The following is a 25,433-nucleotide window of genomic DNA, read 5'->3' as shown; positions in this document are numbered from 1 at the left end:
CGCCGGCGCGATCCGCTCAGACTCCGCCCATGCGTATCTACCGAGAGCTCTTCCGCGCACCGGAGTTCACCCCGCTGTTCCTCGGCACCAGCGCCCAGACCGCCGCGCAGACGGTGGGCGGACTGGCACTGGGCACGCTCGTCCACTCGGCGACGGGCTCCCCGCTGCTGTCCGCCCTGGCCATGTTCGGTCCCTCGCTCGCCCAGGTGATCGGCGCCACGACCCTGCTGTCCGCCGCCGACCGGCTGCCGCCGCGCGCCGCGCTGACGGTGCTGCCGGCCGTCACCGCGCTCGGAACCGCGGTCATGGCCGTACCCGCTCTGCCGGTATGGGCGGTGTTCGCCGTGCTGTTCGGCCTTGGACCCCTCGCTGCCCTCGGGGGCGGGGTGCGCGGGGGACTGCTCCACGAGACGCTCACGGCCGACGGCTACCTGCTGGGCCGCTCGGTGCTCAACATGTGCGTCGGCACGATGCAGATCTGCGGCTTCGCGGCAGGGGCCGCACTGCTCACCGTGCTCTCACCGCGCGGCACGCTGCTCATGGCGGCGGCGCTGTACGCCGCCGCCGCGGCCGTCGCCCGCGCGGGCCTCAGCCGCCGGGCGCCCCGGGCCTCGGGGCGGCCGTCGGTCGCCGAGACCTGGCGGAACAACGCACTGCTGTGGTCGTCCGCCCAACGGCGCCGCGTCTACCTCGCGCTCTGGGTGCCCAACGGGCTCGTCGTCGGCTGCGATGCCCTTTTCGTACCGTATGCCCCACGGCACGCCGGACTCCTCTACGCGGCGGGGGCGTTGGGCATGCTGACCGGCGACGTCCTGGTCGGACGCTTCGTACCGGCCCGCCTCCGCCGGCGGCTCGGCGCCCCGCTCCGGCTGCTCCTGGCCTGCCCGTACCTCCTGCTCGCCCTGCATCCGCCGGTGCCGCTCGCCGCCGCGGCCGTGGTGCTTGCCTCGGTCGGCTTCGCCGCCGGCCTGCTGCTCCAGGAGCGGCTGATGGAACTGACCCCTGACGGCCTGCGCGGCCAAGCCCTCGGGCTGCACACCTCCGGCATGCTCACGGCCCAGGGCCTCGCGGCGGCACTCGCGGGCGCCCTCGCCCAGTTCACCTCGCCCGCGGCGGCGATGGGAGCGATGGCCGCGGCCTCGGTGGTCGTGACGCTGCTCCTCGCGCCGGGGCTCGTGGGGCGGGAGGCCGAAGCGGACGCCGCGGACGCCCCGGACGGAAGGCCCTCGGCGGCGGCCCCGGAGGCCGCGGACCGCCGGGAGGCACGGCGGACCAGGCCGGGCGGGACGGGTCGCGGTGAGAGAGGGCGAGGTGGGACGAGGTGACGGCGGAGCGGGGAGCGGTCGGGGCCGGTGTGCCTCACCCCCGCCCGGTGCCCCTGCCGAGCCGCGCAGCGCGGACCGTCGGGTGGTGCCGCTCCGGCAGGCTCGTCGTACGGGCGCGGCCGCGCGGTAGTCACGGACCGCCGCCTCGTGTCCGCCGACCGCGGCGCCCGCGACGGCCGCGTCCCCGTTCACCGGCCCGTCCGCTCCGGCCGGAACGCTCACGGTTCCTCGGGCTGCGCGTACATCACCTGGCGCACCTCGATCGGCATGTCCAGCGGTGCGCCGCCGGGCCCGGGCGCGGACGACACGTGGGCGGCCGGCTCCACCGCCCGTTCCGGCGTCGCGCAGTCGGCGACCCGGCTGCGCTGCAAGATCTTTTTGCGGATGTCTCCACAGGTGCCCGGCCGGGCGCAGTGCGGTCAGCCGAGCTTGTTCACCGCCGTACGCGCGGTCTTGCGGAACGCCGCGACCGGCGCGTCGTCGAAGTCGCCCATGCTGCCCCAGGTGACCACGGTGACGGTACGCCCGTCCCGGCCCACCGCGAAGAGATGGACGTCGCTGCTGCCGAAGTCGTGTGCCGTGTGCACCCCGTACAGCCGGGCACCGTCCTCCACCGGCACCCGGCCCAGGTCCCTGCCCTCGGCCCGGATCTGCGGATCCTCCTGCTCGACCCGGTCGGCACAGCCGCGGATCGCCTTGTTCCACAGGGAGGCCAGCGACCGGGCACGGGCCGTGTCGCGTTCCACCACGACGACCTGGGACGCGCCCGCGTCCAGTTCGGTGCTGAACACACGATGACGGGCGAGGGATGCGGGCAGGGCCTCACCCACGCAGAACGGCAGCGGGTCCGGTGCGCCCGCCGTCACCGGTCCCGCCGTCCAGGGGGACGACGGGTGCGGCGGCAGGTCACGCGGCTCCAGGAACACGGGGCGCTGCCGGGCCGGGGACGTGCGGTCCGGGGCGACGGCCGCCGCGGGGACGACCGCCGCGGCGAGCAGTGCCGAGGCGAGGGCGAGGGCTGCGACGGATTTCATGCGGGTCTCCGTTCGGCGAGAGCGGCGTGCGGCCGCGGGCACCCGGGATCGACGTCCCGGTGCATATACCGACACTTCGGTCCACCGGGTGGTTGCACGGAGGAGTGATGAATCATCCCGCAGAGTGACGAATCACTCCGTGCGCAGCCGCGGTGCCCGTCCTGCGGCGGGTACCGGGCTCGCGTCCCGCAGCAGTTCGTCCCGCAGTGCCACCGCCCAGCGGGTCAGCCCGGCGATGTCGACCGCGTACGGCCGTCCGGCCTCGTACGGGGCGATGGACTCGGCACCCCGGGCCAGCAGGGCGGCACCGCCCGCGGCGTTGCCCCGCGCGGCGTGCGTCAGTCCCACCGCGAGCTGGGCCAGTCCCCGCCACAGCCCCCGCTCCTCGTCGGGTCCGGACTTCCACGCGTCCTCCAGCACCTCATGGGCGTGGAACGGCATGCCCGCGTCGAGCAGGCGCTGCGCCTCGGCCAGAGTCCCGTCGGGCGTGCGGACCACCCCTTCCGGCTGCCGGTCCACACCTTCCTGCCCGTACGGCAGCGGCCGGCCCAGCCCGTCCCGGGGACGCGCGTTGCGCGCCCGGCCCTCGTCATCGCGATCCCTCGACGTCCTGGTCACGCCCCGATTGTCACTCCTGCCCGGCCGCCGGGCCCAATGACGTACCCGCGGGCGCACGGCGACGGTCCTGTCTCCGAGCGGGGTGCGAATTGAGGTAATGTTCTCTTGCGCGCTCGGCCGGGGCCAAACCCCGGGGATCCGCGCATCGGGACGTGGCGCAGCTTGGTAGCGCACTTGACTGGGGGTCAAGGGGTCGCAGGTTCAAATCCTGTCGTCCCGACTTTTCGAAGTGGTGGTTCACCCATGAGGGGGCCGTTTCCGGAGTTGGTCCGGGAGCGGCCTTCCGCCGTTCCGGGGCTCCGATTCCGCATACGGGGCCGGTTGCCGCCCAAGAGCGCCCGTTCCCATCGCATTTGGCGGATCCCCGCAGGCGCGCCGAGGGCGGCCGCGCGGGTGACGCTGTGCCCCCCGTCACGCGGCCGCGCTCTCGCCCTCCTCAGCGCACCATCGCGATGGCGGTGACGACCAGTCCCGACTCGACGAGCCAGCGCCCGTCGAAGCCCGTCAGCGGGCGGCCACCGACGACCGGACCGTCCACGAGGAGCCGGGCGTGGAACGTGGCGTCGTCGGGATCGATCGTGAGGGCCGCCTCCTCGAAGTCCAGCCATCGCCCGGTCAGCGGGTACCAGGCCTTGTAGACGCTCTCCTTGGCGCTGAACAGCAGCCGGTCCCAGCAGACTTCGGGCCGTAGGGCGCTCAGCCGATCCAGCGCCGCGCGTTCCTCGGGGAGGGTGACGAGACCGAGGACTCCCTCGTCGGGCAGGGGGAGATGGGGCTCGGCGTCCAGGCCGACCGTCAGGACGTCGGCGGCACGTGCCACCGCCGCCGCCCGGTAGCCCTGGCAGTGGGTCATCGCGCCGACCGCACCGGGCGGCCACTGCGGCGCCCTCGAGGCTCCCGGGAGGATCGGTCCGGGCGCGAAGCCGAGTTCCTCGAGCGCCTTGCGCGCGCATGCCCGGACCGTGCCGAACTCCCGTTGCCGTTCGGGCACGGCGTTCGCCACGACGGCCCGCTCCTCGGGGTACATCTCCGACACCGGCGGGTCGCCGAACACCTCGCAGACCGCGATCGGCGGGGGCAGCAGCTTTCCGATCATGCGCGCGCTCCGTCCGGCACCAGCGGGAAGACCTCGACGGGACGGCCGGGCGTACCCGGTCGCCTGCGCCACTCGCGCGGATAGCCGAGGGACACCTCCTGGTGCGGCACGCCCTCCCACCACACGAGCCGCGGGACGTGCAGATGGCCGTGGACGACGGCGGACGCGCGGAACCGGCGCGGCCAGTCGGCCGTCGCCTCCGTGCCGCACCAGAGGGCGAACTCGGGGTGCCACAGGACGCGGGTGGGCTCGCGCACCAGCGGAAAGTGATTGACCAGCACGGTCGGCAGCTCCGGCGGTACTTCGGACAGCCTGGCTTCCGTGATCCGCAGCCGGGCGCGGCACCAGGCGTCCCGTGACGGATGGGGATCCGGGTGCAGCAGGAACTCGTCCCTGCAGACCACGCCGGCCTGCTCCGCGATCACGAGGGCCTCCTCCTTGGAGCGCGCTCCGGCAGGCCGGAAGGAGTAGTCGTAGAGCACGAAGAGCGGGGCGATCGCCACCGGTCCGCCCGGCCCCTCCCAGACCGGGAACGGGTCCTCGGGAGTGACCACTCCCAGTTCGCGGCAGATCCGCACCAGGTGTTCGTACCGCTGCTCGCCCCGCAGCTGCACGGGGTCGCCGGGAGGCGTCCACAGTTCGTGGTTGCCCGGTGTCCAGACCACCTTGGCGAACCGCCCGGCCAGCAACTCCAGCGTCCGGCGCACATCGGCGACGTACTCGCCGACGTCACCGGCGACCAGCAGCCAGTCCTCGTCCGACTCCGGGTGCAGGCCCTCGACGATGTCGCGGTTCTCGGCGTACCGCACGTGCAGATCGCTGACGGCCACGAGTCTGGGGCCGCTGCGAGCGCCGTTGCCGGCGCGGCTCTCCTCGGTCGCGGCCGGACCGCCACGGACCTCATAACCCACGGTGCACTTCCCAGCTCCTCCGAACGACGACGACAGCGACTACGGCAACGGCAGCGAACACGACGGCGGAACGGCAGCGACTCGATGGCGCCGCGCCGGCGGAACGATGGTGTAACGACGGCACGCGCCCGGCCGGTTCCCGGTACGACGATGATGCCGGGTGGGCACCCGGCAGCGGATCGGTGGCGGTCGGCGCGGCCGGGCGCCCCGGGCCGCAAGGGGTTCGGTTCAAGGTGTGAGACCGCTGCCGTACGGGGCGTACAGGTCCAGCAAGCGCACCCGGGCCGAGTGCAGCCGGTGGGCCAGGACCCTGCCGACCCACTGGCCGATCGCCGAGCCGAACGCGGGGTCGGCGTCCATCAGCATGCGGACCGCTGCCGCGTCGAACTCCTGGGCGCGTACCGGGGTCATGGCCTCGGCGCCCAACTGCCAGAGGTACGGCGGGAAGAGCCACGACCAGCCCACGAGTTCGCCGAAGCCGAGGTTCTCGATCACGGCCGGGCGCCGTCCGGGAACACGGATGTCCAGGGTGACGGTGCCGGACCGGATGATCCAGAACCGGTCGGCGAGGCGGCCCTCCTCGAAGACACGGGCCCCTTCGGGGAACTTGACGTCCCTGGCCATCTCCATCAGCCGCCCGCGGTGCTCGGTGGACAGGGCGGCCGTGATCCGTATCGAAGAGCTGCTCATCGCTGTGCCTCCGTTCGCCTCAAGCCCATCGTGAGCCGTCCGGGCGCCGAACGCACGGCCTGATTCCGGAAGCCACGGCCGGCGCCGGTGATACCGGCCGGTGCCGGCCGCCCCGGGGCGTCGTCGGTACGGGCTCCGGCCGGGATCGTCACTCAGGGGTGCTCCGAGGGCCCCCTCCACCCGGTACCCCGCACCGGCGGTTGATCATTGGACGGCCGCGTCCCGGAGCGCGTCGAGCAGACCGCGCAGCGCCGGGGTGTCCGGCGCCGTTTCCCGCACCGCCGCGTGGACGGCGCGTACGGGCTCCGGCCGCCGCACCTTCCGTACGACGACGCCGGGGTGCGGGGAGCGCAGCCCGGTCAGCGGGATCATGCCGATGCCTAGACCGGCCGCCACCAAGCCCTGTGCCGTGGCGTAGTCCTCACTGTCCACTGCGAAGTCCGGGCTGAATCCGGCGGTCGCGCACGCGTCGAGCACGGCGTCCAGGCACGGGCCCGGCCATTCGCTGCGGACCCAGGGCTCGCCGGCGAGTTCGGCGAGGTCGACGACGCGCCTCGTGGCCAGCGGGTGCCCCTTGGGCAGCACAGCGCGATACGGGTCGTCGAGCAGATGCTCCAGACGGACACCGTCCACGGGCCCGTGCGGCCGCACCACGAGCGCCAGATCGGCCTCCCCTCGCACGACCTCCGACAGCGGGTCCGCCGAGCCGGAGAGCCTGAGCTCCACCTGTACGCCGGGACGGTCGCGCCGCAGACGGGCGAGGGCGGGGGCGACCAGGGGCGCGCCGACCGTGGCGAAGTAGCGCACCGACAGCCGGCCCGTACGGCCCTCCCGCAGATCGGCCAGGGCCGTCTCGGCCTCGGCGACCTGGCGGCCGATGGCGGCGGCGTGCTCGCTGAGCAGCAGCCCGGCCGGCGTGGGCCGTACGCCCCTGCCCACCCGTTCGAGCAGCTCCGTGCCGGCCTCCTTCTCCAGAGCGGCGACCTGCTGGCTGACGGCCGACGGGGTGTAGCCGAGCCGGGCGGCCGCCGCGGTGACCGATCCGCTGCCGACCACTGCCCGCAGGATCTGCATGCGCCTCACATCAAGCATGCAGTACAGGTTAATGGTGTGTGCAGAACTTTTCACTTGTCCTGTTGAAACTGGTGGAGGACCCTGGCGTGGGACCGACACGGGCACCGGCGAGGGGAGACGGGACATGACGATCGGCATGCGGGGCGGAGCCGGACGCGGCGGAGCCGGGCGGGGCCCAGTCGGAACGGCGGCGGCCGGAGGACGCGGCGGCGCTTCGAGTGCTGCCGGACGGAGCACGGCCCGACGAGGAGCGGCCGGGCTGCCCGGCGGTTCCGGCAGGGGCGGAGCCGCGACCGCCGTGCGGATGGCACTGCTGGCCTTCCTCTGGGGCTCGGGCTTTCTCTGGATCAAGATCGCGCTGAACCACGGCCTGTCCCCGCTCCAGATCACCGTCGCCCGGTGCGTCCTCGGCGCCGCGGTGCTGCTCGCCCTCGCCTCGGCCTCCGGCCAGAGGCTGCCGAGGGACCGGGGCACATGGGGCCGGCTGCTCGTGGCCGCGTTCCTGTGCAACGTCCTGCCGTTCCTGCTCTTCGCGGTGGGGGAGCAGACGGTCGACTCCTCCGTGGCGGGCGTGCTGAACGCCACCACACCGCTGTGGTCCCTGCTGATCGGCATCGGCCTCGGCACCGAGCGAGGACTCGGCCGCGTCCGGCATGCCGGCCTCCTCCTCGGATTCGCCGGCACCGTGCTGATCTTCGCCCCGTGGCGGGAGTCCGGACGGCTCGGCCCGGGCGCCCTCGCCCTGCTGGGTGCCGCGCTGAGTTACGCGGCAGCCTTCGTGTACATGGACCGAACCCTGACCGGGCGGGGCGACGAGCCGACGGGGCGTGCCGCGAAAGCGGCTCCGTCCGCCCGCAGGGCGGGGCGGGGCGGACCTTCACCACCCGTCCTGGCCCTCGCCGGCGCCCAGCTGGTCGCCGCGAGCGGGCTGAGCCTGATGGCGCTCCCCGTGACGGGCGGGCCGGTGGCGCCCGCGGGAGCCGATGCCACCGCGCTCGTCGCGGTCGTGGTGCTCGGGATCCTCGGAACCGGAGTCACCTTCTACCTCAACTACCGGCTGATCGCCGACGAGGGCGCCACCGGCGCGGCGACGGTCGGCTATCTGCTGCCCGTGGTGTCCGTCGCGCTCGGCGCGCTCGTGCTGGGGGAGGACATCGGGCTCCGGGTCGTCCTCGGCATGGCGGTCGTCCTGGCGGGCGTCGCCATGACGCGCGGCAGGGGCCGGAAGGGCGCCGGGGAGGACGGGAACGGCGCGGTGCGCGAGGAGCCCCCGGGCGCGCCCAAGCGGGACGAACCGGCCGGCCCACCGGCGGTGCGATTTCGTGCCGGTGAGCACTCCCGTGCGGGCCGCCGGGGCCGGTGACGGCTCGGCGCCGTGCGCGTTCAGTGGGGCCAGTCCTTGGTGATCTCGAAGCTGTGGGACTCGCATCCGAGGATCCGGCCCTTCTTGTCCGCGAAGGTGCCGATCACCTGGTAGACGTCCCGGGCCATGTGGCCGATGGGCAGGCGTTCCGGCGGCAGCACGATCTCGTACGGACCCCCGCGGCGGTAGTCGCCGAGCAGGATCTCCTGATGTCCGACGGTCATGCCCTGCCGCGTCCGCTCGTCGATGAACCGCAGCCCCTCCAGGTCCCGGCCCGCTCCCACGGCGAACTCCAGCCGTACCCGGAACTCCGACCCCTCCCGCAGTACCAGGGGCGCGGGCGGCGGCTCGGTACCCCGCGCCCGGGCGGGCGCCAGACGTACGGGCATGTCGGGGCGCCCCTCCACCTGGATCGTCACGCCCAGCAGCTCGAAGTCCGAGGTTACGTTCATCGCATGCGCCAGCTTTCGCCGCTCGTGAGAAGAACCGACGGGTATTTCAGCCTAGCCATCCGACTGCGGGGTAGTCGCCGCGTGGGGGCACCGAGTCGCCCGGCAGTGACCGAGGCGGGCCCGTACGGCGGCCGTGTCACGCCCCCGCCGAGCGGGAGCGAGGCGCTGGAGGCAGTGCCATAGTCGGGGATGTCACCGGGGCAGGGACGGACGGAGATACCGGCCGACGCACGGAGAGCCGGCAGGGACGGACGGAGAACCGCGCATGGTGTCAGCACAGGACGGTTGGCCCGGCAGTGGCAGCAGCGGCGGGGGCCGTTTCACGGTCACGGCACGGCCGGGCCCCGAACCGGGCATCGTGGTCGTCGAACTCGCCGGAGAGCTCGACCACGACACGGCGGAACCGCTGCGCACGGCACTGGACGACGCGGTCGCGAGCGGCGCACGGCGGATCCTGGTCGACTGCGCGGAGCTGCTGTTCTGCGACTCCACCGGGCTGAACGTGCTGCTGCGCGCGAGGCTCGCCGCGCAGGACACCGAGGCCCGGGTGGAGCTCGTGGCGCTGCGGCCCCAGGTGGCCCGCATGCTCGTCATCACCGGTGCCGGGGCGGTCTTCCCCAGGTACGCGAGTCTCGGCGAGGCACTCGCGGGCCCGCGGCAGGAGTAGCCGTGAGCGCGGCACTTCCCCAGCGGGGCCAGACCCGTCGCCTCGGCATCGCGGGGACGAGGGGTGTCGTCGGCCGCTGCCGGGACTTCAGCGCGACGGCCCTCGCCGACTGGGAGTGGCTTCCGCCGGGCGGTCTCGCCCGGCCCCCCGAGGACTTCCCCCCGGGGGACGACCCGTACGCCTGGGACACGAGCACCGGCACCGAACCGGACTGGGACGAGGAACGGCGGGCGGTCGCCGAGGACGTCCTGATGGTGGTCTCCGAGCTGGTCACCAACGCCTGTCTGCACGCCGGAGGGCCGCTGGAGCTCGTGCTCAACTGCACGTCCGAGCGGCTCCGCATCGAGGTCAGCGACGCCAGCCCCGTACCGCCCCGGCCGCGTCCGCACGCCGACCCCGCCGTGCCCGGAGGGCACGGTCTCGTGGTGCTCGGCCGGCTCTCCCGGGCGTGGGGCTCGGTGCCACGCGCCTCGGGGAAGACGGTGTGGGCGGAGGTGTCGGCCCCCCGCCGGCCGTGACCGGGCACAGGGCGCCGACCCGCTCTCCCCGTGCGAGAGTCGGTAATGGGGCCGAGACCGGCGGACCGCCCGCAGGGCGGAGCCTCGGCCACGGGACGCAGGACGATTCGGCACACGAGGTCGGCCATGGATGAACCCGGACACACTCGGCGCTCCGCGGGGCACGAGTCCCTGGAAGAGGTCCGGCCACCGGCGGAACTGAGCGAGGAGGGGCTCAGGAAGCTCCTGGCCGGGCTCACGGCCGTGCGCGACGGCGACTTCTCCGCGCGGCTCCCCGAGGAAGCCGACGGGATCATGGGCGAGATCGCCGCCGTCTACAACGGCATGGCCGACCAGCTGTCGCTGGTGACCTCCGAGGTCACCCGGGTCGCCAGCGAGGTCGGCGGCGAGGGCCGGCTCGGCGGTCACGCCCGGGTGAAGGGCGTGGGCGGGGTCTGGCAGGAGCTGACCACCGGCGTGAACACCATGGCCGACAACCTCACCTCGCAGGTGCGGTCGATCGCCCAGGTGGCCTCCGCGGTGGCCAGGGGCGACCTGACGCAGAAGATCCGGGTCGACGCGCGGGGCGAGATCCTGGAGCTGAAGGACACCATCAACACCATGGTCGAGCGGCTGTCGTCCTTCGCCGAAGAGGTCACCCGGGTTGCCCGCGAGGTGGGCACCGAGGGCAACCTGGGCGGTCAGGCGACCGTCCGCGGGGTGTCCGGCACGTGGAAGGACCTCACCGACAACGTCAACTCCATGGCGAACAACCTGACGAACCAGGTACGGAACATCGCGCAGGTCACCACCGCGGTCGCCCAGGGCGACCTCACCCGCAAGATCGACGTGGACGCGCGGGGCGAGATCCTGGAGCTGAAGACGACCATCAACACGATGGTCGACCAGCTGTCGTCGTTCGCCGCCGAGGTCACGCGGGTCGCCCGGGAGGTGGGCAGCGAGGGCCGGCTGGGCGGGCAGGCCGAGGTCGAGGGAGTCTCCGGCACCTGGAAGCGGCTCACGGAGAACGTGAACGAGCTGGCCGGGAACCTCACCCGCCAGGTCCGTGCCATCGCCGGAGTCACCAGCGCCGTCGCCGAGGGCGATCTGACCCGGTCCATCACGGTGGAGGCGCCGGGCGAGGTCGGCGACCTCAAGGACAACATCAACATGATGGTGGAGTCGCTGCGCGCCACGACCGGTGCCAACGAGGAGCAGGACTGGCTCAAGACCAATCTGGCACGGCTCGCCGGACTGATGCAGAGCAGCCACGACCCCGCCCAGGTGGCCCACGTGATCATGGAGGAGCTGCCACCGCTGGTCTCGGCCCAGTACGGGGCCTTCTTCCTGGCGGCGCCGGCCGGCGAAGGGGCGGACGACCGCGAGCGGGCCGGCGAAGGTGAGGGCCGGGGCCAGGGCGAGGGCGTGGGGGAGGACCGGACCGAGCTCGTCAGGATCGCCTCCTACGGAGCCCCGCCCGCCGGCCCGGCCGAACCGCCCGTGCGCTTCCGGCTCGGCGAGTCCCTGGTCGGGCAGGCCGCGCTCAGCCGCCGCACGATCGCCGTCGACGACCTGCCGCCCGGCTACCTCACGATCTCCTCCGGTCTGGGCGCCGGACCGCCGGGGGCACTGATCGTGCTGCCGATCCTCGTCGAGGACCAGGTGCTCGGCGCCGTGGAACTCGCCTCGCTGCGCCCCTTCTCCGGTCTCCACCGCGACTTCCTCGACCAGTTCATCGAGTCGGTCGGCGTCATCGTGAGCTCCCTGATCGCACACGCCCGCACCGACGAACTGCTCGAGCAGTCCCAGCTGCTGACCGCCGAACTCCGCGCCCGCTCGCAGGAGCTGCAGGTGCGACAGGAGGAACTCCAGCGATCCAACGCCGAACTCGCCGAGAAGGCGGCCCTGCTGGCCGACCGCAACCGCGACATCGAGCGCAAGAACATGGAGATCGAGCAGGCCCGCCAGGAGCTGGAGGAACGGGCCAAGCAGCTTTCCCGTACGTCCATGTACAAGTCCGAGTTCCTCGCCAACATGAGCCACGAGCTGCGCACCCCGCTCAACAGCCTGCTCATCCTGGCCCAGTTGCTCGCGCAGAACCCCGAGGGAAACCTGACGGAGAAGCAGGTCGACTACGCGGAGGTCATCCACTCCGCCGGCTCGGACCTCCTCCAGTTGATCAACGACATCCTCGATCTGTCGAAGGTCGAGGCGGGGAAGATGGACATCCACCGCGAGCCGTTCGCGCTCGGCCAGCTGCTGGAGTACGTCGAGATGACCTTCCGGCCCCTGGCGACCGAGCGCGAACTGGAGTTCAGGGTCGTCACCGCGCCCGGAGTCCCCGCGGAGATCACCACGGACGAGCCCCGGCTGCGGCAGGTACTGCGCAATCTGCTCTCCAACGCGCTGAAGTTCACCGAGCGCGGCGGAGTCGAACTGCGGGTCGAGAAGGCGTCCGACGACGAACTCCCCGAGCCGATGCGCGGTATGGCGGTGGTCGCCTTCCGGGTGCGGGACACCGGCGTCGGCATCGCGCCGGAACACCTGGGCACCATCTTCGGCGCGTTCCAGCAGGGCGCTCTCGCCACCGGACGCCGCTACGGCGGCACCGGGCTGGGACTCTCCATCAGCCGTGAGGTCGCCCAGCTCCTCGGCGGGGTGATCGCCGCCGATAGCCGGCTCGGCGAGGGCAGCGAGTTCACCTTCTACGTGCCCATCGGCGGCAGCCTGCCGCCCGGCCCGGCCTCCGGAGTCCTCCAGGCGCAGCTCGAGTCGGGCGGCGAGACCTCGGCCGCGCCCGGCGGATCGCTCGCCGGACGCGTGGTCCTGATCGTCGACGACGACGTGCGGAACGTGTACGCGCTCACCGAGATCCTCGAGGCGGAGGGAGTGCATGTGCTCACCGCCGCCGACGGCCGTTCCGGCATCGAGCTGCTCACCGCCCACCGGGAGGTGGACCTCATCGTGATGGACGTGATGATGTCCGGCATGGACGGCCACACCGCCACCGCCGCGATCCGGGGCATGCCCGGTTTCGCCGACGTGCCGATCATCACCGTCACCGCGAAGGCGATGCCCGGAGACCGGGTCAAGAGCCTGGAGTCCGGGGCGAACGACTACATCACCAAACCCGTCGACGCCCACGACCTGATCGAGCGCGTACGCCACTGGCTCGACCGGGACCGGCCGGCCCGGCCCGGCCGGGGCGGCTGATCGAACCCCTCGGCGACGGCGAACCCTTCCGTGACGCGAACCCGTCGGCGGGCGGGAGAAGACGACTCGCGGAAGGCGCATGCGAACCGGTGGCGCGGCAGGTCGGACCAGCCCGTGTCCCAGGGCGTCCGGCGTGTCAGGACACCCGGACGACCACCAGGCTCGTGTCGTCGTCGGTGTCACCGGTGACCGCGGCCAGCAGGGCGTCCGCCTGTTCGTCCAGACCGGCGGGGTCGAGCCGCTCCACCGCCAGCCGCAGCCTGTCCAGTCCTTCGTCGATGCCGGCGTGCCGGCTCTCCACCAGCCCGTCCGTGTAGAGCATCAGGGTGTCCCCGGGCTCCAGCCGCGTCACCGCCTCCTCGTAGGCGGCCGAGGGGACCGCGCCCAGGAGGATGTTCCGCGGCGGTTCCAGGAGGTCCGCCGCTCCCTTGCGCAGCAGTACCGGCGGGAGATGCCCGGCACTGGCCCAGCACAGCGAGCGGTCCGACGGGTCGTACAGACCGCAGACCGCGGTGGCGGTCGGATGCCCGTGGGTCTGCAGCGTGACCTCGTTGAGCCAGGCCATCAGCCGGCCCGGTGTGTGCCCTGTGAACGCCAGCCCGCGCAGGGCGTTGCGCAGCGCCACCATGCCCGTCACCGAGTCGATGCCGTGTCCCGCGATGTCCCCGGTCACGACGAGCACCCGGCCGTCGGGCAGCGGCAGGACGTCGTACCAGTCGCCGCCCACCCGGTACTCCTCCGCGGCGGGCCGGTAGCGGGCCGCCACCTGCAGACCGGGCAGCCGCTGCAGTTCCGGCACCTCGGGGACGATCGCCTGCTGGAGCTGCAGGACGAGCTGGTGCCGCAGCGCCGCCTGGGTCTGGGCGGCGGTCAGCCGGTCGAAGGTGGCGCTCAGCGCGATCTCGGTGTGGTGCTGCGCCGAGACGTCCTGGTAGACGCCGGTTATCCCGGTGAGCACACCCCCCGTGAGCAGCGGTTCCGCGGCGATCCGCAGATGCCGCAGCCCGCCGTCCTCGCGGACCGCCCGGACCACGGTGTGACTGCCCTCCCGGCGCTGTGTCAGCTCCATCAACAGTTCGTTGAGTCTGCCGGTGTCCTCCCGGTGCAGATGCGGGGCGAGCCGCCGCAGCGGCACCGGGGAGGTGCCCGGTTCGAGCCCGAAGATCCGGTACGCCTGTTCGCTCCACCGGGACTTGCCCGTGATCAGGTCGTCCTCGAACGCGGCCAGGTTCTCCAGCCGGCCCAGCACCCGGCTGAGGGAGAGTCCGGGATCCGTGGCGCCGTGCCAGAGCACCACCGTGCGGTCGGGGCCGACGGGGAGCACCCGTACGTCGTGCAGCGGGTCGGGGTCGCCGGACCGGTGCTCCACGGGCACCCGGGCCGCCCGCTGCGGCGCCGCCGACTCCCGCGCCGTCCGTGCGAGCCGTACGAGGTCGGCGTGCATGGCGGGGAACACCTGCGCGAGCGGCCGTCCGGCGGCACCGTGCACATGGCGGGCCGAGTCCAGCGCGGAGCGGTTGAGGTGCTCGATGTGCAGGGTCCCGCTCTCCGGGTCGGCGCGCAGGGCCATGGCGGGATGCGTCAGCAGATCGAGCAGTGGGGCGAGCACTCCGGGCTCGGGCGTGCCGGGGGCGCCGGCGTCCAGGATCCGTGCGGCCGGTACGGCCAGCCCGGCCAGCGCCCGCCGGACGGGCTCGTCGAGGGCCGCGGGGCCCGGCCAGTCGACGAGGGCGAGCCCGGTCACCACACCTCGCTGCCGCAGCGGCAGCACCGCCCGCGCGGATCCGGGTGCCGGACCGGGCAGCGCCTCGGCCGCGGATGTGCCGTCGGGCAGCCACAGCGGCGTGCCCTCGCTCAGCACCCGGTGCAGAGCGCTGCCCGTGGCCGGCGGCACCCAGCGCCAGTGGGCCGCCTCCAGCGGATTGACCCCGGCCCGGCCCGCCAGTTGCAGGCAGTCCGTCTCGGTCCTGCGGAACAGCCACAGTCCCCGGGCGCCGAGCGGGCGCATCCCGCCGTTCAGGAGGGTCGCCGCGATCTCGTCGACCGTGCCGCCCGTCTGCGCCGCCGCCTCGGCCCCGGCCTCGACGAGCCGGGTCTTGCGACCCGCGGTCCTGTCCTCGTCGGCCCTGTCCCGTGCCGTTTCGTCCGCGGCCCGCGGTCCGGAATCCCCCTCGGGCGCCGGGCCGCCGACCGCGCCCGACGGGCCGGTGGCGCCGTTGACTATGTCGGCGGCGAGGTCCTCCGGGCCGACGTCCATGGTCTCGGCCAGCTGCGCCAGGTGGTCCGCGGCCTCGCCGGGGGTGAGGGACTGCTGTGCGACGAGCACTCCGCAGGCCAGGTCCAGCAGATGGCGGCGGGCGACATCGCGGCGCAGCGCGCCGAGTTCGGCGGTGAGCTGCGTGACTGCGTCGGCCAGCCGGTCGGGCCCCGGCTCGACCGGCCCTTCCTCGGGCATGGTCATGGCGTCTCCAGCGTGACGAACCGGATTCTACCCGTGCACAACGCCCCGGGTTCCGGTCCGTCGGGCGGCGGACGGCCGCCGAACCCGTGGACGGGTCCGGCGGCCGCCGCCTCGACGGTCAGGTGCCGTGCGGCCGGTCCGCCCGCCGGCCCTGCGGGCCCCGGGTGCCGCGCTGCTGGGGCCGGTACGGCTCCTGCCGCGCGTGCACCGGTGCCATGTCCTCGGATGCGTCGCCGGCGTCGCACTGGCGGCGCAACTCCTCTGCTCTTCGGTGCAGTCGTTCACGGTGTTCGGGGTCCTTGCAGCGCTCCGCGCCGCGGGTGAGCTCGTCGGCCATGAGCCGGAGCTCCTCCGACGTCCTGACCGGTTCGCGTGCTGTGCTCATGGCTCCTCCTTCCGGGCCCGGACATCTGACGGCGCCGGGCCAGGGGCCATGTGCCAGGCAAACACGGCGGAGCCGCCCGCGCATCCGCTTTCGTCACCCAGTGTGACGAAGATGCCTCTCACCTGGAGCGTTGCCCCGCCGCGTCAGGCTGCCCGCACGGCCTGGACGCCCCGGTGCCCCCGTACCCCCGGAGCGTGGCCCGTCCGCGCGCCGGAGCATTCCGGAAGCGGACGCAGGCGGCGCCGGGAACGGAGGCCGTGGACGCAGGTAGGTGCAGAGCCCGGATGCGGCCGCAGGTGGGAGACGGAGGCGGAGGCGCGATCGGCACGGCAACGCCGCCTCTCGGCGGGCTCGCGGAGAGCCTTCGCCCGTACGTGCGAGTCGCGTCGGACGGTCGCCCCCACCGGCTTCCCGCGCTTTTCCGGGATAACCGGGAGGAACCCGGGCAGGCGCGGTGTGCAGGGAAGGGAGCTACGTCGTGACACAGCTGGTGAAGGACGTGATGACGGCCGGAGTGCTGACACTCCCGCCCGAGGCGTCGCTCGTCGAGGCGGCCCGGCTGATGCGTGACATGGATGTGGGGGACGTCCTCGTCGCGGACAGGGACCGGCTGCTCGGGATGCTGACGGACCGGGACATCGCGGTGCGGTCGGTGGCCATGGGGCACAACCCGCACCTCATGCCGGTCCGCTCCGTCTGCACGCCCGACGTCCTCACGGTCCGCCCGGACGAGGACGCCGCCCGGGCGATGAGGGCCATGAGGGACCACGGAGTGCGCCGGCTCGCGGTGGTGGAAGACGGCCACCCGGTCGGTGTCGTCAGCCTCGGAGACCTCGCCAGAGCCCGGGAACCGGGATCCGCGCTCGCCGGCATCAGCGCCGCTCCCCCGAACAACGGGGCCTGAGCGTCACGATCTCCGCCGAACGCGTCCGTCACATGTGCGGGTTCGCGTAGTGCTGCTCGATGAGCCGTACGGTGGCGTCGTCGTACCGCCCCTGCTCGAAGTCCGGGGCCTCCTTGATCTGTTCCTTGGAGCAGTCCAGGTACACCGCCTGCTGCTCGTGGTCGATGCGCGAGACCGCTCCTGCCGGGATCAGCCGGCGGTGGCCGAAGATCCACGGCCCGGTGTCCACGACGATGTGGGAACGTCCGACGTCCTCGGAGTGCTCGTCGATCTTTCCGATGGTCCCGTCGGTGGCCTCGACCCGGTATCCGACGAACTCCATGCCCGGGACGTGCCCCGAACCCTCCGGGAATCCCCAGATGCCTTCGCCCATGACGTCGTCCTTTCATCCGGGGTCGAGGGGAGGCACCGGAAACGCCTCCCGGATTGAGAGACCGGGCGGCCTGGCCGGCCGCCTCCGCCTCCGGGGGCGAGCGGCGGCCCCTCGGTCCTTCGGACCGCCGGGCCGAGAGGACCTCCGCGAGCGGGATGCGAGGGAAGCGCGGTGCCACCGGTTGAGGTGGAGGTGGCTTCGCGAGCAGGCAGTGGTGCTGTCTCAGTGCCCCGGCTTCCCGTCGTCCGCGAGCAGCGCCGCGCGCAGTTCGGTGAGGACGCGGGCCAGCAGCCGGGAGACGTGCATCTGTGAGATGCCGAGCCGTTCGCCGATCTCCGACTGGGTCAGGTCGTCCCCGAACCGCAGGGACAGGATGGTGCGTTCGCGTTCCGGCAGCCGGGCGATCAGCGGCTTGAGGCACTCCAGGCACTCGACGATGTCCAGGGCCGGGTCCTCGTGGCCGAGCCGGCGGGCGAGGGGGCTCGTGCTCTCGTCGTCCTCGAGCGGCTCTATCGAGCGGGCCACATAGCCGTTGGCGGCCTGCTGCCCCTCGACGACCTCCTCCTCCGTGAGTTCGAGGTGGGAGGCCAGCTCCGCCGGCGTCGGGGCGCGGCCCAGGTCCTGCTCCAGGACGTCGTACGCCTTGGCGAGGTCCAGGCGGAGCTCCTGGAGCCTGCGCGGTACGCGCACCGCCCAACTGGTGTCCCGGAAGAAGCGCTTGATCTCGCCGATGACGGTGGGCAGCGCGAAGGAGGTGAACTCGACCTCGCGCTCGACGTCGAAGCGGTTGATCGCCTTGATCAGGCCGACCGTGCCGACCTGGACGATGTCCTCCATGGGCTCGCTGCGGCCCCGGAACCGGCCTGCGGCGTACTTCACGAGGCTGAGGTTCAGTTCCACCAGCGTGTTGCGGACGTACGAGTACTCCGCCGAACCCTCCTCCAGCGTGCGGAGCCGCCGGAACAGGGCGAGGGAGAGGGCGCGCGCGTCGAGCGCGCTGACGGTCCGGAAATCCGGGATCTCCGGGAGATCGTCGAGCGCCGCCGGCCGACTCGGCCGGGCGGCACCGACGTCGGGGTCTCGGGTGATCGGGAAGCTGGACATGAGCGTCCTTCGACGGAAGGGGGCCGGCGCCACTGGCCGCGGCGGGACCGTCGGTCGGGCTCTGTCGTGTCTGATACCCAAATGTACCTATTTGACGCATTCGGGTTCGCGGCGTCGGCGATGGGGCGCCATGAACGTCCGAGATCAGGCGATCCGTCTACGGATGGTGAGAAGTCACCGACGGTGCGTGGCGGCGGCGACGGTGCTGAACGCGGCCCGCCTCAGGGCAGGTAGCGCTCCAGCGCGGCGGCGCCCTTCTCCGCGATCTCCTTGCGGGCACGGGCCACGTTCTCGGGCGTGCACTCGCGGCCGGATGCCATCACCAGGTCCTCGGGGTCGAAGGGCCGTTCCGATCCGGTGAAGAGCTGAACCGGCCGCTGCCTGCTCTCGGGCTGCTGCTCTCCGGTGTTGTCCTGCTTCATGATCTGCCTCCGGGCGAATCCCGTAGCTGGGGGACTGAATACCAGCATCACGCGCTATCCGGCGCAGTGCAGCCCGGCAGGCGAAACGGGCCGGGAAGCCGTCTCGCTGTGAGCGGACGGCTACGCCGCGCAAGGGGGTTCGGTGCCCGAACAGGACTGCACGCGCCCTCTGGTCCCGTTCCGGGGACGCGCTGTCCGGTCCGGGAAGGGCGAGAGCACGCCTCCCCGCCGGGCCGGACCCGAGTCTGACCACCCGACCGGCCGGACCGTGGAAGTGCACCCCCGCCGTCAGGCGATCCCGGGTGACGGTCAGGCGATCGACGCCGAGACGATAGCCGCCACCGCGAGGTTGCACGACGCCGTGACCCAGACCGCCGGGTGCGGCTCCGGCTCGACCAGCGTCGCCCCCAGCTTGCCCGGCGTCACCAGATCGACGACCAGGAACGCCACGGCCATCAGCACCAGACCGAGCAGACCGAACGCGGCCGTCGACACAAGCCCCTTGCCGAAGTCGTCGTACGTCGTCCAGATCGAGGTGAAGACGATCCCGCCGATCCCCAGCAGCGCCGAACTCAGCAGCACCGCCGCGTTGCGGTTGCGCTCCTCCCAGATCTGGCGGCCGAGCTTGCCGGGCGTCAGCACGTCCACCAGCACGATGCCGAGGATCAGCAGCACGACGCCGAGGGCACCGTAAGCGGTGGCCCGGCCCAGTCCGTTGACTATGTCCGTCATGGGTGAGGAGTCTCCGTCGTCCGAGAATGATCGTGGTCAAGGCGCGGCAAAATGTATCGCACGCGCATCGCCGCGGCGACGCCCTCCGACCGGCGCCTCTCGGAGGCCCCGGACGCCGGTGTGGCCGGGCGGGCGCGGCGTCCGGGGCCCCGTGAGTACCCGCGCCAGGACAGGGAGCCAACCGGGCCGTGGGTACGCGCCCTCATCAACGACCGCACCGCCGGCGACGTCACACCCGCGCGGCCGCAGGGGCACCGGCGACTCCGTGACCTGCGTCTCCCCGACGGCCGTACGCGCTAAATCAGTACGCAAGTACGCCTCCCCCCGCCGAGAATCAAGGCTCGACAAGGGGAGGACACATGAGCCAGGCGCACCTGACTCTTCATGAACTGCTGCCGCCGCGGGAACTGACGGCGGCGATCGACGCGGGCCACGTGACCCGCAAGAGCCACCCCCGGCTGCCGCTGTCGATCTACACGTACACGAGGACGTGCCAGTACGAGCGGGTGTGGAACCGGGTGACCACACGCTGCCGCGGTCTCGTCGCCGACGACGAGACCGGCGAGGTCGTGGCCCTGCCGCTGCCGAAATTCTTCAACGTCGGCGAGCACGAGGCCGGTCAGCCCTACGCGCCCGCCCTCCCCGACGAGCCGTTCGAGGTGTACGACAAGGTCGACGGAAGCCTCGCCGTGGTGTTCCACTACGCGGGGCAATGGCAGGTCGCGTCGAAGGGGTCCTTCATCAGCACCCAGGCCGTCTGGGCGCAGCGGCTCCTCGACGGAAAGGACACCTCCGGGCTGGTGCCCGGCGTGACCTACCTCGCCGAGATCCTGTACCCGCAGAACCGGATCGTCGTCGACTACGGCGACCGCCGCGACCTCGTGCTGCTCGCCGCCTTCGCCGCGGACGGCCGTGAGGTCCCGCTGGACGAGGCCGCCGCCGGCTGGAAGGCCATCGGGTCCGTCGTGACGGTGTGGCCCGCGATGCCGCTCGCCGAACTCCTCGCGCTGGCCGAGTCCAACCGGCTCCCCGGCGGCCGGGCGGCCACCGGAACCGATGCCGAGGGGTTCGTGCTGCGGTTCGCCTCGGGCGTCCGTGCCAAGGCCAAACTGGCCGAGTACGTACGGCTCCACAAGGTGCTCACCGGCGTCACGGAGCGGGACATCTGGCGCGGCCACGGCATCCAGCGCTTTGCCGGCCGTCCCGTCAAGCAGCTGGCCCAGGCGCTCAACTGCTCGGCGTCCGACATCGAGGCGTCCGGCGGCAGGCCGCTGGACGCGCTGCTGGAGCAGGTGCCCGACGAATTCGACGCCTGGGTGCGCGAGGTGATCGCGCGGATCGACGCGCAGGTGGCGGAGCGCGAGCTCGCCATCGACGAGGCGTACCGCACGATCGCCCATCTCGCCGGGGACCGGGGCGCGTTCGCGCGCGCCGCGCAGGCGCTGCCCGACCCCGCGGTACGGCCCGCCATGTTCCAGCGCCTGGACGGCCGCCCCACCGAGCTGATGACGTACCGGTCCGTCCGGCCCGAGGCGGCCGACCCGTTCACATCCGACGAGGAGAACTGAAAGTGCCCGTAGTACACGTCATGACCGGCCTTCCGGCCTCGGGCAAGACCACTGCCGCGCGCGAGCTGCAGGCCGGGGCCGAGGGCAGGATGCGCCGCGTCAACCTCGACGACCTGCGGCGGATGCTCGACGTCCCGGCACCCGACCGCGGCCGGTCGCACGCACACGAGCAGACCGTGCTGGCGATCCAGGACGCCGCCGTGCGGGCCGCAGTGGAAGGCGGCTTCGACGTCGTCGTGGACAACACCCACCTGACGCCACACATCCCGAAGCGGCTGAAGGCGGCGGTCGCCGGGCAGGCGGCCTTCGTCGTGCACGACTTCACCGACGTACCCGTGGAGGAGTGCGTCCGGCGTGACGCCGCACGGGAGCGGGCGGTGGGCGAGGAGATCATCCGGATCCTCGCCGAGAAGCACACCAAGGCCACCAGGGGCGGCTGGCGGCTGACCGCCGAGTGGCTGAACGACGAGCCGGCGGTCGAGCCGTACGCCGCCGACCCCGCGCTGCCGGCGGCGGTGATGTGCGACATCGACGGCACCCTCGCCCTCCGCGGCGACCGGGGGCCCTACGACTTCACCCGTTGCGAGGAGGACCTGCCCAACGTGTCGGTCCGCGACGCACTGCGCTCCTTCCGCCGAGCCGACGGCGATGTGATCGTGCTGCTCTCGGGCCGCGGCGAGGAGCACCGGGAGCGGACGGAGGCGTGGCTGGAGCGGTACGACGTGCCCTACGACGAGCTGTGGATGCGCGCGGCGGGCGACCACCGGCGCGACGACGTCGTCAAGGCGGAACTCTTCGACCGCCACGTCCGCAGCCGTTTCGCGGTACGGGTCTCGCTCGACGACCGCGACCGTGTCGTCGCCGTCTGGCGGCGCATGGGCCTGCCCACCTGGCAGGTCAACTACGGCAGCTTCTAGTTCGCATCAGGCGCGTTCGCCCCGTCGCGCCCCGCCGTCCGCAGGCTGCGGTGCCGCGCGGAGGACGTGCGGGGGCACCACCCCGCGGCGGTCAGCGGCGGTTCCTCCGGCGCCGCGCTCCGAGGAGCACCACCAGCCCGGCGGCGGCGGCGACGCCGCCCGCCGCCAGGGCCGTGCCCGGCCGCTGCCGTGCGGCGGTGGCGAGGGTACGGGCCCGCCGGCCGGGCCGTGTGTTCAGGTTCCGCGCCACGGCCGCCTTCCCGTGCCGGGGCGCGGCTCGTCCCGCGACGGACTTCTCGCGCGCCAGTGCGGTAGCCCTCAGCGCCTTCTCCTTGGCCTGCGCGGCGACCGCCGAGGCCCTCGCGCTGATCCGGGACTTCGCATCCGTCCTCGCCGTCGATACCGCCACGGTGTACACCTGCTTTCGTCGGGATCCGGGGTCCCCGGTCGGTTACCCGCCCCGGACGGGCGCACACGGGGAACCACTCCCGCGAAAGGCCGCCGGGGGACGGCACCTGACCGTGGATCGGGTCCGCGTCAGCCCCCGTCCGTGCGTCCATCGGACCCGCGTCAGCCCCCGTCCGCGTCGATCGGGCCCGAGCGCGCCCAGGTCCGCAGGGGCCTAACCACCCGCCCGGCGTTCGTCCTCCTCGCTCCAGGCCGACGTGTCCCGGGGCTCGACGTACAGCTCCGCGTCCTCCGGATGCCCTCTGGCGATAGCCCGCTGGCGGGCGAGTTCGGCATCGAACTCCAGCCCGAGAAGAATGGCGAGGTTGGTGATCCACAGCCACACCAGGAACACGATGACGCCGGCCAGGGTCCCGTAGATCCTGTTGTACGAGCCGAATCGGGACGCGTACAACGCGAACCCGCCCGACGCCGCCATCCAGATGAGCACGGCCAGGGCGCTGCCCGAGGTGACCCATGTGAAGCCGTGGCCGCGGGCGTTGGGCGCCGCCCAGTAGAGGAGCGCGATCATCAGCGTGACCAGGACGACGAGCACCGGCCACTTCGCGACCGACCACACGGTGAGCGTGGTCGCCTCGATGCCGAGCGCCTCCCCGGCCCTGCGGGCGAGGCCGCCGGTGAGCACGACGATCGCGCCGCTGACCACGGCCAGCACCAGCAGGGCGACCGTCAGGGCCAGCCGCAGCGGGGCGATCTTCCACAACGGCCGTCCTTCGGGTACGTCGTACACCGTGTTGGACGCCCGGATGAACGCCCCGACGTAGCCGGACGCCGCCCACAGCGCGGCGGCCAGGCCGACGACGGCCAGGGCGGACCCGAGCCTCGTGTGCCCCTGCAACTGCTGCACCGCGCCGGTGAGGATCTCCCGCGCGGGGCCGGGGGCCAACTGTTTGACCATGCCCAGGATCTGGGCGGTGAGCCGCTCGCCGGCGGCACCCAGCAGCGCCACCAGGAGAAGCAGGGCCGGGAACAGCGACAGGATCCCGTAGTAGGTCAGTGCCGCCGCCCGGTCGCCCAGCTCGTCCTGGCGGAACTCCTTGACGGTCCCACGCAGTACGGCAGCCCAGGACTTCCGCGGCATCTCGGTGGGCTCGTCCGGGGCCCGGCGCCGCACGGCCTCCGCCGGTCCCTGAGGGCCGGCGTCCGCACCGCGGCCGGCATCGTGCCCGGCGTGGTCCGCCGCCCCGGGCCCTGATGTGCGTGTCATATCCAGCAAATAACCGGCATTCGGGACTGCAAACGGCTTTGCCGGGGCGCCGGGTGCCAACGTCCTCCTCGTACGAGAGCCGCCCGATCACGAACAGCTGCACGGCTGCGACGAGCGCGAGACCCGGACACCCCGGACACCGCGGCGGGCCCGGCTCGTTCCACGCCCTCCCGTCCCTCCCGTCCCTCCCGGACGTACCCACCGGGCGGGCGCCGACGGCGACGGCGACGGGCCTGCTGTCGACGGCCCCGGACGGAGAAGTCTCCGTCCGTGTCGCGGGTGACACGGGCAGCGACGACCGCACAGCAGGCCAGGAACGGCTGTACGGTGAAGGGAGCTGTTTGCCGTGCGCCGCCGTCGGTCGTGGAGGGCGCAGGTCAGGGCACTGTTCGGCGGTCATGGCAGGCACGAACAGCGGCACCCCGGGTGTTGGTCCTCCAGCCGAAGCGAGGCGACTTTCGATGTTGATGGCACACCCTGCGGTCCTGGACAACCTGGTGGAGCAGTACGAGACGCTCAGACTCCTGCACGCCGAGGACGGCAGCGAGGCCGTGCGCCGGCGCATGGAGGACGTGGGGTACACCCTGTGCGTCTCCACGGGGACGAACGACGTCGACGCGGCACTGATCGCCGCGCGGTTCCACCTGCCGGGTGCCCGCCCGGAGGACGACTCCGTGCTCTCCGCCTGACGCTCTGGGCCTGATCGCGGCCGGCGCGGCCTCCGTCGGATCGCACCCGGCGCGGCTGCCCGCGCGAAGAGGCCCGCCAGGGGGATCGCCCGGCGCCGACCGTCGGCGTACCGTCGGAAAGAGGGCATACGGGGTCGCAGCTCCGTCCGCCGCGGCGAGGTGGGGACGGGACGGCCCGGCGAAGTGAGGCGAAACGCGATGAGTGCCATCAGCCGCGACGATGTGGTCCGCAGCGTCTTCTCGACGACGGACGCGGAGCAGGGCAGGGCGTATCTGGCCTCCGCCTACGGGGCCGACATCCACATGGGAACGCCGTCCCCCGGACATGCGCCGTTCCGGCACGAACGGCGTGCGGCGGCCGAACTGTCCCTGGACTCGGTGCGCATTCCCGCGGAGGCCCGATACTTCCTCGAACCCATGAGCCATCTGCTGATGACGGAACTCCTCTCGGGCCGCCAGGACGTCGACTGCGCCGGCGGCGACAGCAGATGGCTGCCGGGTGACGTGATGCCCGCCGGCCGGCCGGACCTGCCCCACCTCACGCACGCCGACCACGTCGAGGCGCGAACTGCACGGATGGAGCCCGAACTGCTGCGCGACGTCGCCGGCTTGGGCGAGGAGGAACCGCGCGAGCCGATGCGGATGTCGCGGCCCCAGGCGCCTGCGCCTGCGGCCGGGACGGCCGTCTGGCACGCCGCGACGCGCCGGGCATGGGACCTGTTCGGCGAGGACAGCGTCGCCGGAACACCGCTGTCGCGCGACGCGGCGGCGCGCATGGTCGCCGCCGTGGCACTGTCGATGTTCCCGAACAGCTACACCGAGCACGACCCCCTCGCCTCCGGCACCGGCAACGTCGGGGTGGCGACGGTCGACCGGGCGGCACAGTACATCCACGACCACGCCGACCGCCCGATCACGCTCACGGAGCTGGCCGCGGCGGCGGGGGTGTCCGCCAGGACCCTCCACGACGGATTCCGCCACTTCCACGACACGACCCCGATGGGCTACCTGCGCCGGGTACGACTGGAACGCGCGCACGACGAGCTCCAGGCGGCGGAGCCGGGCGCCGGCGAATCGGTCGAGACGATCGCCGCCCGCTGGGGCTGGGGCGACCAGGGCACCTTCTCCGCCGCATACGGGCGGGCCTACGGGATCCCCCCGTCCCGGACGCTGACCGCCGCGGGCGCCGGCCGGCAACCGCGGTGACGGAAGGGCGGCACCCGCCGGTCACGTCACGCCGACGGGAGGCGCGGCAGGCGGATT

26 protein-coding genes and 1 tRNA gene are annotated in these 25,433 nt (G+C 72.9%); 11 read left to right on the top strand and 16 right to left on the bottom strand.

The features are described from left to right. The first annotated feature begins 29 nt into the window (after positions 1-29). Positions 30-1,325 carry an MFS transporter gene (locus BLT82_RS32580; RefSeq protein WP_093661444.1) on the top strand — a complete coding sequence of 432 codons (1,296 nt, stop codon included), beginning with the start codon at positions 30-32 and terminating at the stop codon, positions 1,323-1,325. A gap of 218 nt (positions 1,326-1,543) precedes the next feature. Here BLT82_RS32580 and BLT82_RS37405 read toward each other — a convergent pair whose 3' ends face one another. The 3 genes from BLT82_RS37405 to BLT82_RS32570 form a co-directional block, all read right to left on the bottom strand. Further along, a complete protein-coding gene (locus tag BLT82_RS37405) occupies positions 1,544-1,696 on the bottom strand; it encodes a hypothetical protein (RefSeq protein WP_167746148.1) in 153 nt (50 codons plus the stop codon). A 48-nt stretch (positions 1,697-1,744) separates the two neighbouring features. Then, positions 1,745-2,359 carry a hypothetical protein gene (locus BLT82_RS32575; protein ID WP_093661442.1) on the bottom strand — a complete coding sequence of 205 codons (615 nt, stop codon included), beginning with the start codon at positions 2,357-2,359 and terminating at the stop codon, positions 1,745-1,747. Positions 2,360-2,491: 132 nt separating this feature from the next. Next, positions 2,492-2,977 (bottom strand): DUF309 domain-containing protein, encoded by a 486-nt coding sequence (locus BLT82_RS32570; RefSeq protein ID WP_093661440.1) that lies wholly within the window; start codon positions 2,975-2,977, stop codon positions 2,492-2,494. A 146-nt stretch (positions 2,978-3,123) separates the two neighbouring features. Here BLT82_RS32570 and BLT82_RS32565 point away from each other — a divergent pair. After that, positions 3,124-3,197 (top strand) — tRNA-Pro (locus tag BLT82_RS32565). A 216-nt stretch (positions 3,198-3,413) separates the two neighbouring features. On the opposite strand, the gene BLT82_RS32560 is transcribed toward BLT82_RS32565, so the two are convergent. From BLT82_RS32560 to BLT82_RS32545, 4 genes are all read right to left on the bottom strand, one after another. Then, a complete protein-coding gene (locus BLT82_RS32560; protein ID WP_093661438.1) occupies positions 3,414-4,073 on the bottom strand; it encodes a 4'-phosphopantetheinyl transferase family protein in 660 nt (219 codons plus the stop codon). Further along, on the bottom strand, positions 4,070-4,984 hold the full coding sequence (locus tag BLT82_RS32555; RefSeq protein ID WP_093661436.1) for a metallophosphoesterase family protein: 915 nt from the start codon (positions 4,982-4,984) through the stop codon (positions 4,070-4,072). The genes BLT82_RS32560 and BLT82_RS32555 overlap by 4 nt, the downstream gene beginning before the upstream one ends. A 228-nt stretch (positions 4,985-5,212) precedes the next feature. Further along, positions 5,213-5,674, bottom strand: a complete 462-nt coding sequence (locus tag BLT82_RS32550; RefSeq protein WP_093661434.1) for a Crp/Fnr family transcriptional regulator — start codon at positions 5,672-5,674, stop codon at positions 5,213-5,215. A 204-nt stretch (positions 5,675-5,878) separates the two neighbouring features. Continuing rightward, positions 5,879-6,766, bottom strand: coding sequence for a LysR family transcriptional regulator (locus tag BLT82_RS32545; protein WP_093661432.1), 888 nt, complete (start codon positions 6,764-6,766; stop codon positions 5,879-5,881). Between the two features lie 286 nt (positions 6,767-7,052). Here BLT82_RS32545 and BLT82_RS32540 point away from each other — a divergent pair, with 286 nt between their 5' ends. Beyond that, the gene (locus BLT82_RS32540; protein ID WP_093661430.1) at positions 7,053-8,111 is read left to right on the top strand and encodes a DMT family transporter; all 1,059 of its coding nucleotides are present in this window, start codon (positions 7,053-7,055) and stop codon (positions 8,109-8,111) included. Positions 8,112-8,131: 20 nt separating this feature from the next. Here the strand turns inward: BLT82_RS32540 and BLT82_RS32535 are convergent, their stop codons facing one another. After that, a complete protein-coding gene (locus BLT82_RS32535; protein ID WP_093661428.1) occupies positions 8,132-8,563 on the bottom strand; it encodes a rho GDP-dissociation inhibitor in 432 nt (143 codons plus the stop codon). Positions 8,564-8,828: 265 nt separating this feature from the next. Here BLT82_RS32535 and BLT82_RS32530 point away from each other — a divergent pair, with 265 nt between their 5' ends. The 3 genes from BLT82_RS32530 (at position 8,829) to BLT82_RS32520 (ending at position 12,940) form a co-directional block, all read left to right on the top strand. Then, the gene (locus BLT82_RS32530; protein ID WP_093661426.1) at positions 8,829-9,230 is read left to right on the top strand and encodes an STAS domain-containing protein; all 402 of its coding nucleotides are present in this window, start codon (positions 8,829-8,831) and stop codon (positions 9,228-9,230) included. Positions 9,231-9,232: 2 nt separating this feature from the next. After that, entirely contained in the window at positions 9,233-9,748 is a 516-nt protein-coding gene (locus BLT82_RS32525; RefSeq protein WP_244529821.1) for an ATP-binding protein, read from the top strand. 126 nt (positions 9,749-9,874) lie between these two features. Then, positions 9,875-12,940, top strand: coding sequence for a HAMP domain-containing protein (locus tag BLT82_RS32520; protein WP_093661424.1), 3,066 nt, complete (start codon positions 9,875-9,877; stop codon positions 12,938-12,940). Between the two features lie 136 nt (positions 12,941-13,076). Here BLT82_RS32520 and BLT82_RS32515 read toward each other — a convergent pair whose 3' ends face one another. Continuing rightward, positions 13,077-15,401: a SpoIIE family protein phosphatase gene (locus BLT82_RS32515; RefSeq protein WP_093661422.1), complete on the bottom strand. Its 2,325-nt coding sequence runs from the start codon at positions 15,399-15,401 to the stop codon at positions 13,077-13,079. Positions 15,402-15,519: 118 nt separating this feature from the next. Beyond that, positions 15,520-15,786 (bottom strand): DUF6381 family protein, encoded by a 267-nt coding sequence (locus BLT82_RS32510; protein WP_093661420.1) that lies wholly within the window; start codon positions 15,784-15,786, stop codon positions 15,520-15,522. A gap of 478 nt (positions 15,787-16,264) precedes the next feature. On the opposite strand from BLT82_RS32510, the gene BLT82_RS32505 reads away from it, so the two are divergent. After that, on the top strand, positions 16,265-16,690 hold the full coding sequence (locus tag BLT82_RS32505; protein ID WP_093661418.1) for a CBS domain-containing protein: 426 nt from the start codon (positions 16,265-16,267) through the stop codon (positions 16,688-16,690). 28 nt (positions 16,691-16,718) lie between these two features. Here BLT82_RS32505 and BLT82_RS32500 read toward each other — a convergent pair whose 3' ends face one another. From BLT82_RS32500 to BLT82_RS32485, 4 genes are all read right to left on the bottom strand, one after another. Continuing rightward, positions 16,719-17,063 carry a PRC domain containing protein gene (locus BLT82_RS32500; RefSeq protein ID WP_093661416.1) on the bottom strand — a complete coding sequence of 115 codons (345 nt, stop codon included), beginning with the start codon at positions 17,061-17,063 and terminating at the stop codon, positions 16,719-16,721. Positions 17,064-17,285: 222 nt separating this feature from the next. After that, complete coding sequence (locus BLT82_RS32495) at positions 17,286-18,167, bottom strand: SigB/SigF/SigG family RNA polymerase sigma factor (protein ID WP_093661414.1); 882 nt, start codon at positions 18,165-18,167, stop codon at positions 17,286-17,288. Positions 18,168-18,388: 221 nt separating this feature from the next. Beyond that, a complete protein-coding gene (locus BLT82_RS32490; protein ID WP_093661412.1) occupies positions 18,389-18,589 on the bottom strand; it encodes a hypothetical protein in 201 nt (66 codons plus the stop codon). Between the two features lie 309 nt (positions 18,590-18,898). Next, positions 18,899-19,321 carry a DUF350 domain-containing protein gene (locus BLT82_RS32485; protein WP_093661410.1) on the bottom strand — a complete coding sequence of 141 codons (423 nt, stop codon included), beginning with the start codon at positions 19,319-19,321 and terminating at the stop codon, positions 18,899-18,901. Between the two features lie 359 nt (positions 19,322-19,680). Here BLT82_RS32485 and BLT82_RS32475 point away from each other — a divergent pair, with 359 nt between their 5' ends. Further along, positions 19,681-20,889, top strand: coding sequence for an RNA ligase (locus BLT82_RS32475; RefSeq protein ID WP_093661406.1), 1,209 nt, complete (start codon positions 19,681-19,683; stop codon positions 20,887-20,889). 2 nt (positions 20,890-20,891) lie between these two features. Further along, a complete protein-coding gene (locus BLT82_RS32470) occupies positions 20,892-21,806 on the top strand; it encodes a phosphatase domain-containing protein (RefSeq protein ID WP_093661404.1) in 915 nt (304 codons plus the stop codon). Positions 21,807-21,897: 91 nt separating this feature from the next. On the opposite strand, the gene BLT82_RS32465 is transcribed toward BLT82_RS32470, so the two are convergent. Together BLT82_RS32465 and BLT82_RS32460 are read right to left on the bottom strand one after the other, a co-directional pair. Beyond that, a complete protein-coding gene (locus BLT82_RS32465) occupies positions 21,898-22,215 on the bottom strand; it encodes a hypothetical protein (RefSeq protein WP_143041572.1) in 318 nt (105 codons plus the stop codon). A 213-nt stretch (positions 22,216-22,428) separates the two neighbouring features. Then, the gene (locus BLT82_RS32460; RefSeq protein WP_093661400.1) at positions 22,429-23,481 is read right to left on the bottom strand and encodes a YihY/virulence factor BrkB family protein; all 1,053 of its coding nucleotides are present in this window, start codon (positions 23,479-23,481) and stop codon (positions 22,429-22,431) included. A gap of 461 nt (positions 23,482-23,942) precedes the next feature. Between BLT82_RS32460 and BLT82_RS32455 the strand changes: the two genes are divergently transcribed. Together BLT82_RS32455 and BLT82_RS32450 are read left to right on the top strand one after the other, a co-directional pair. Beyond that, positions 23,943-24,170, top strand: coding sequence for a DUF5133 domain-containing protein (locus BLT82_RS32455; RefSeq protein WP_093661398.1), 228 nt, complete (start codon positions 23,943-23,945; stop codon positions 24,168-24,170). A gap of 198 nt (positions 24,171-24,368) precedes the next feature. Further along, positions 24,369-25,376 carry a helix-turn-helix transcriptional regulator gene (locus BLT82_RS32450; RefSeq protein WP_093661396.1) on the top strand — a complete coding sequence of 336 codons (1,008 nt, stop codon included), beginning with the start codon at positions 24,369-24,371 and terminating at the stop codon, positions 25,374-25,376. Positions 25,377-25,433 lie beyond the last annotated feature (57 nt).

This window comes from Streptomyces wuyuanensis (assembly GCF_900103455.1).
Classification (GTDB): Bacteria; Actinomycetota; Actinomycetes; order Streptomycetales; family Streptomycetaceae; genus Streptomyces; species Streptomyces wuyuanensis.
The sequence above is the reverse complement of the archived record's forward strand: the minus strand, read 5'-3'. Positions and strand labels throughout refer to the sequence as shown.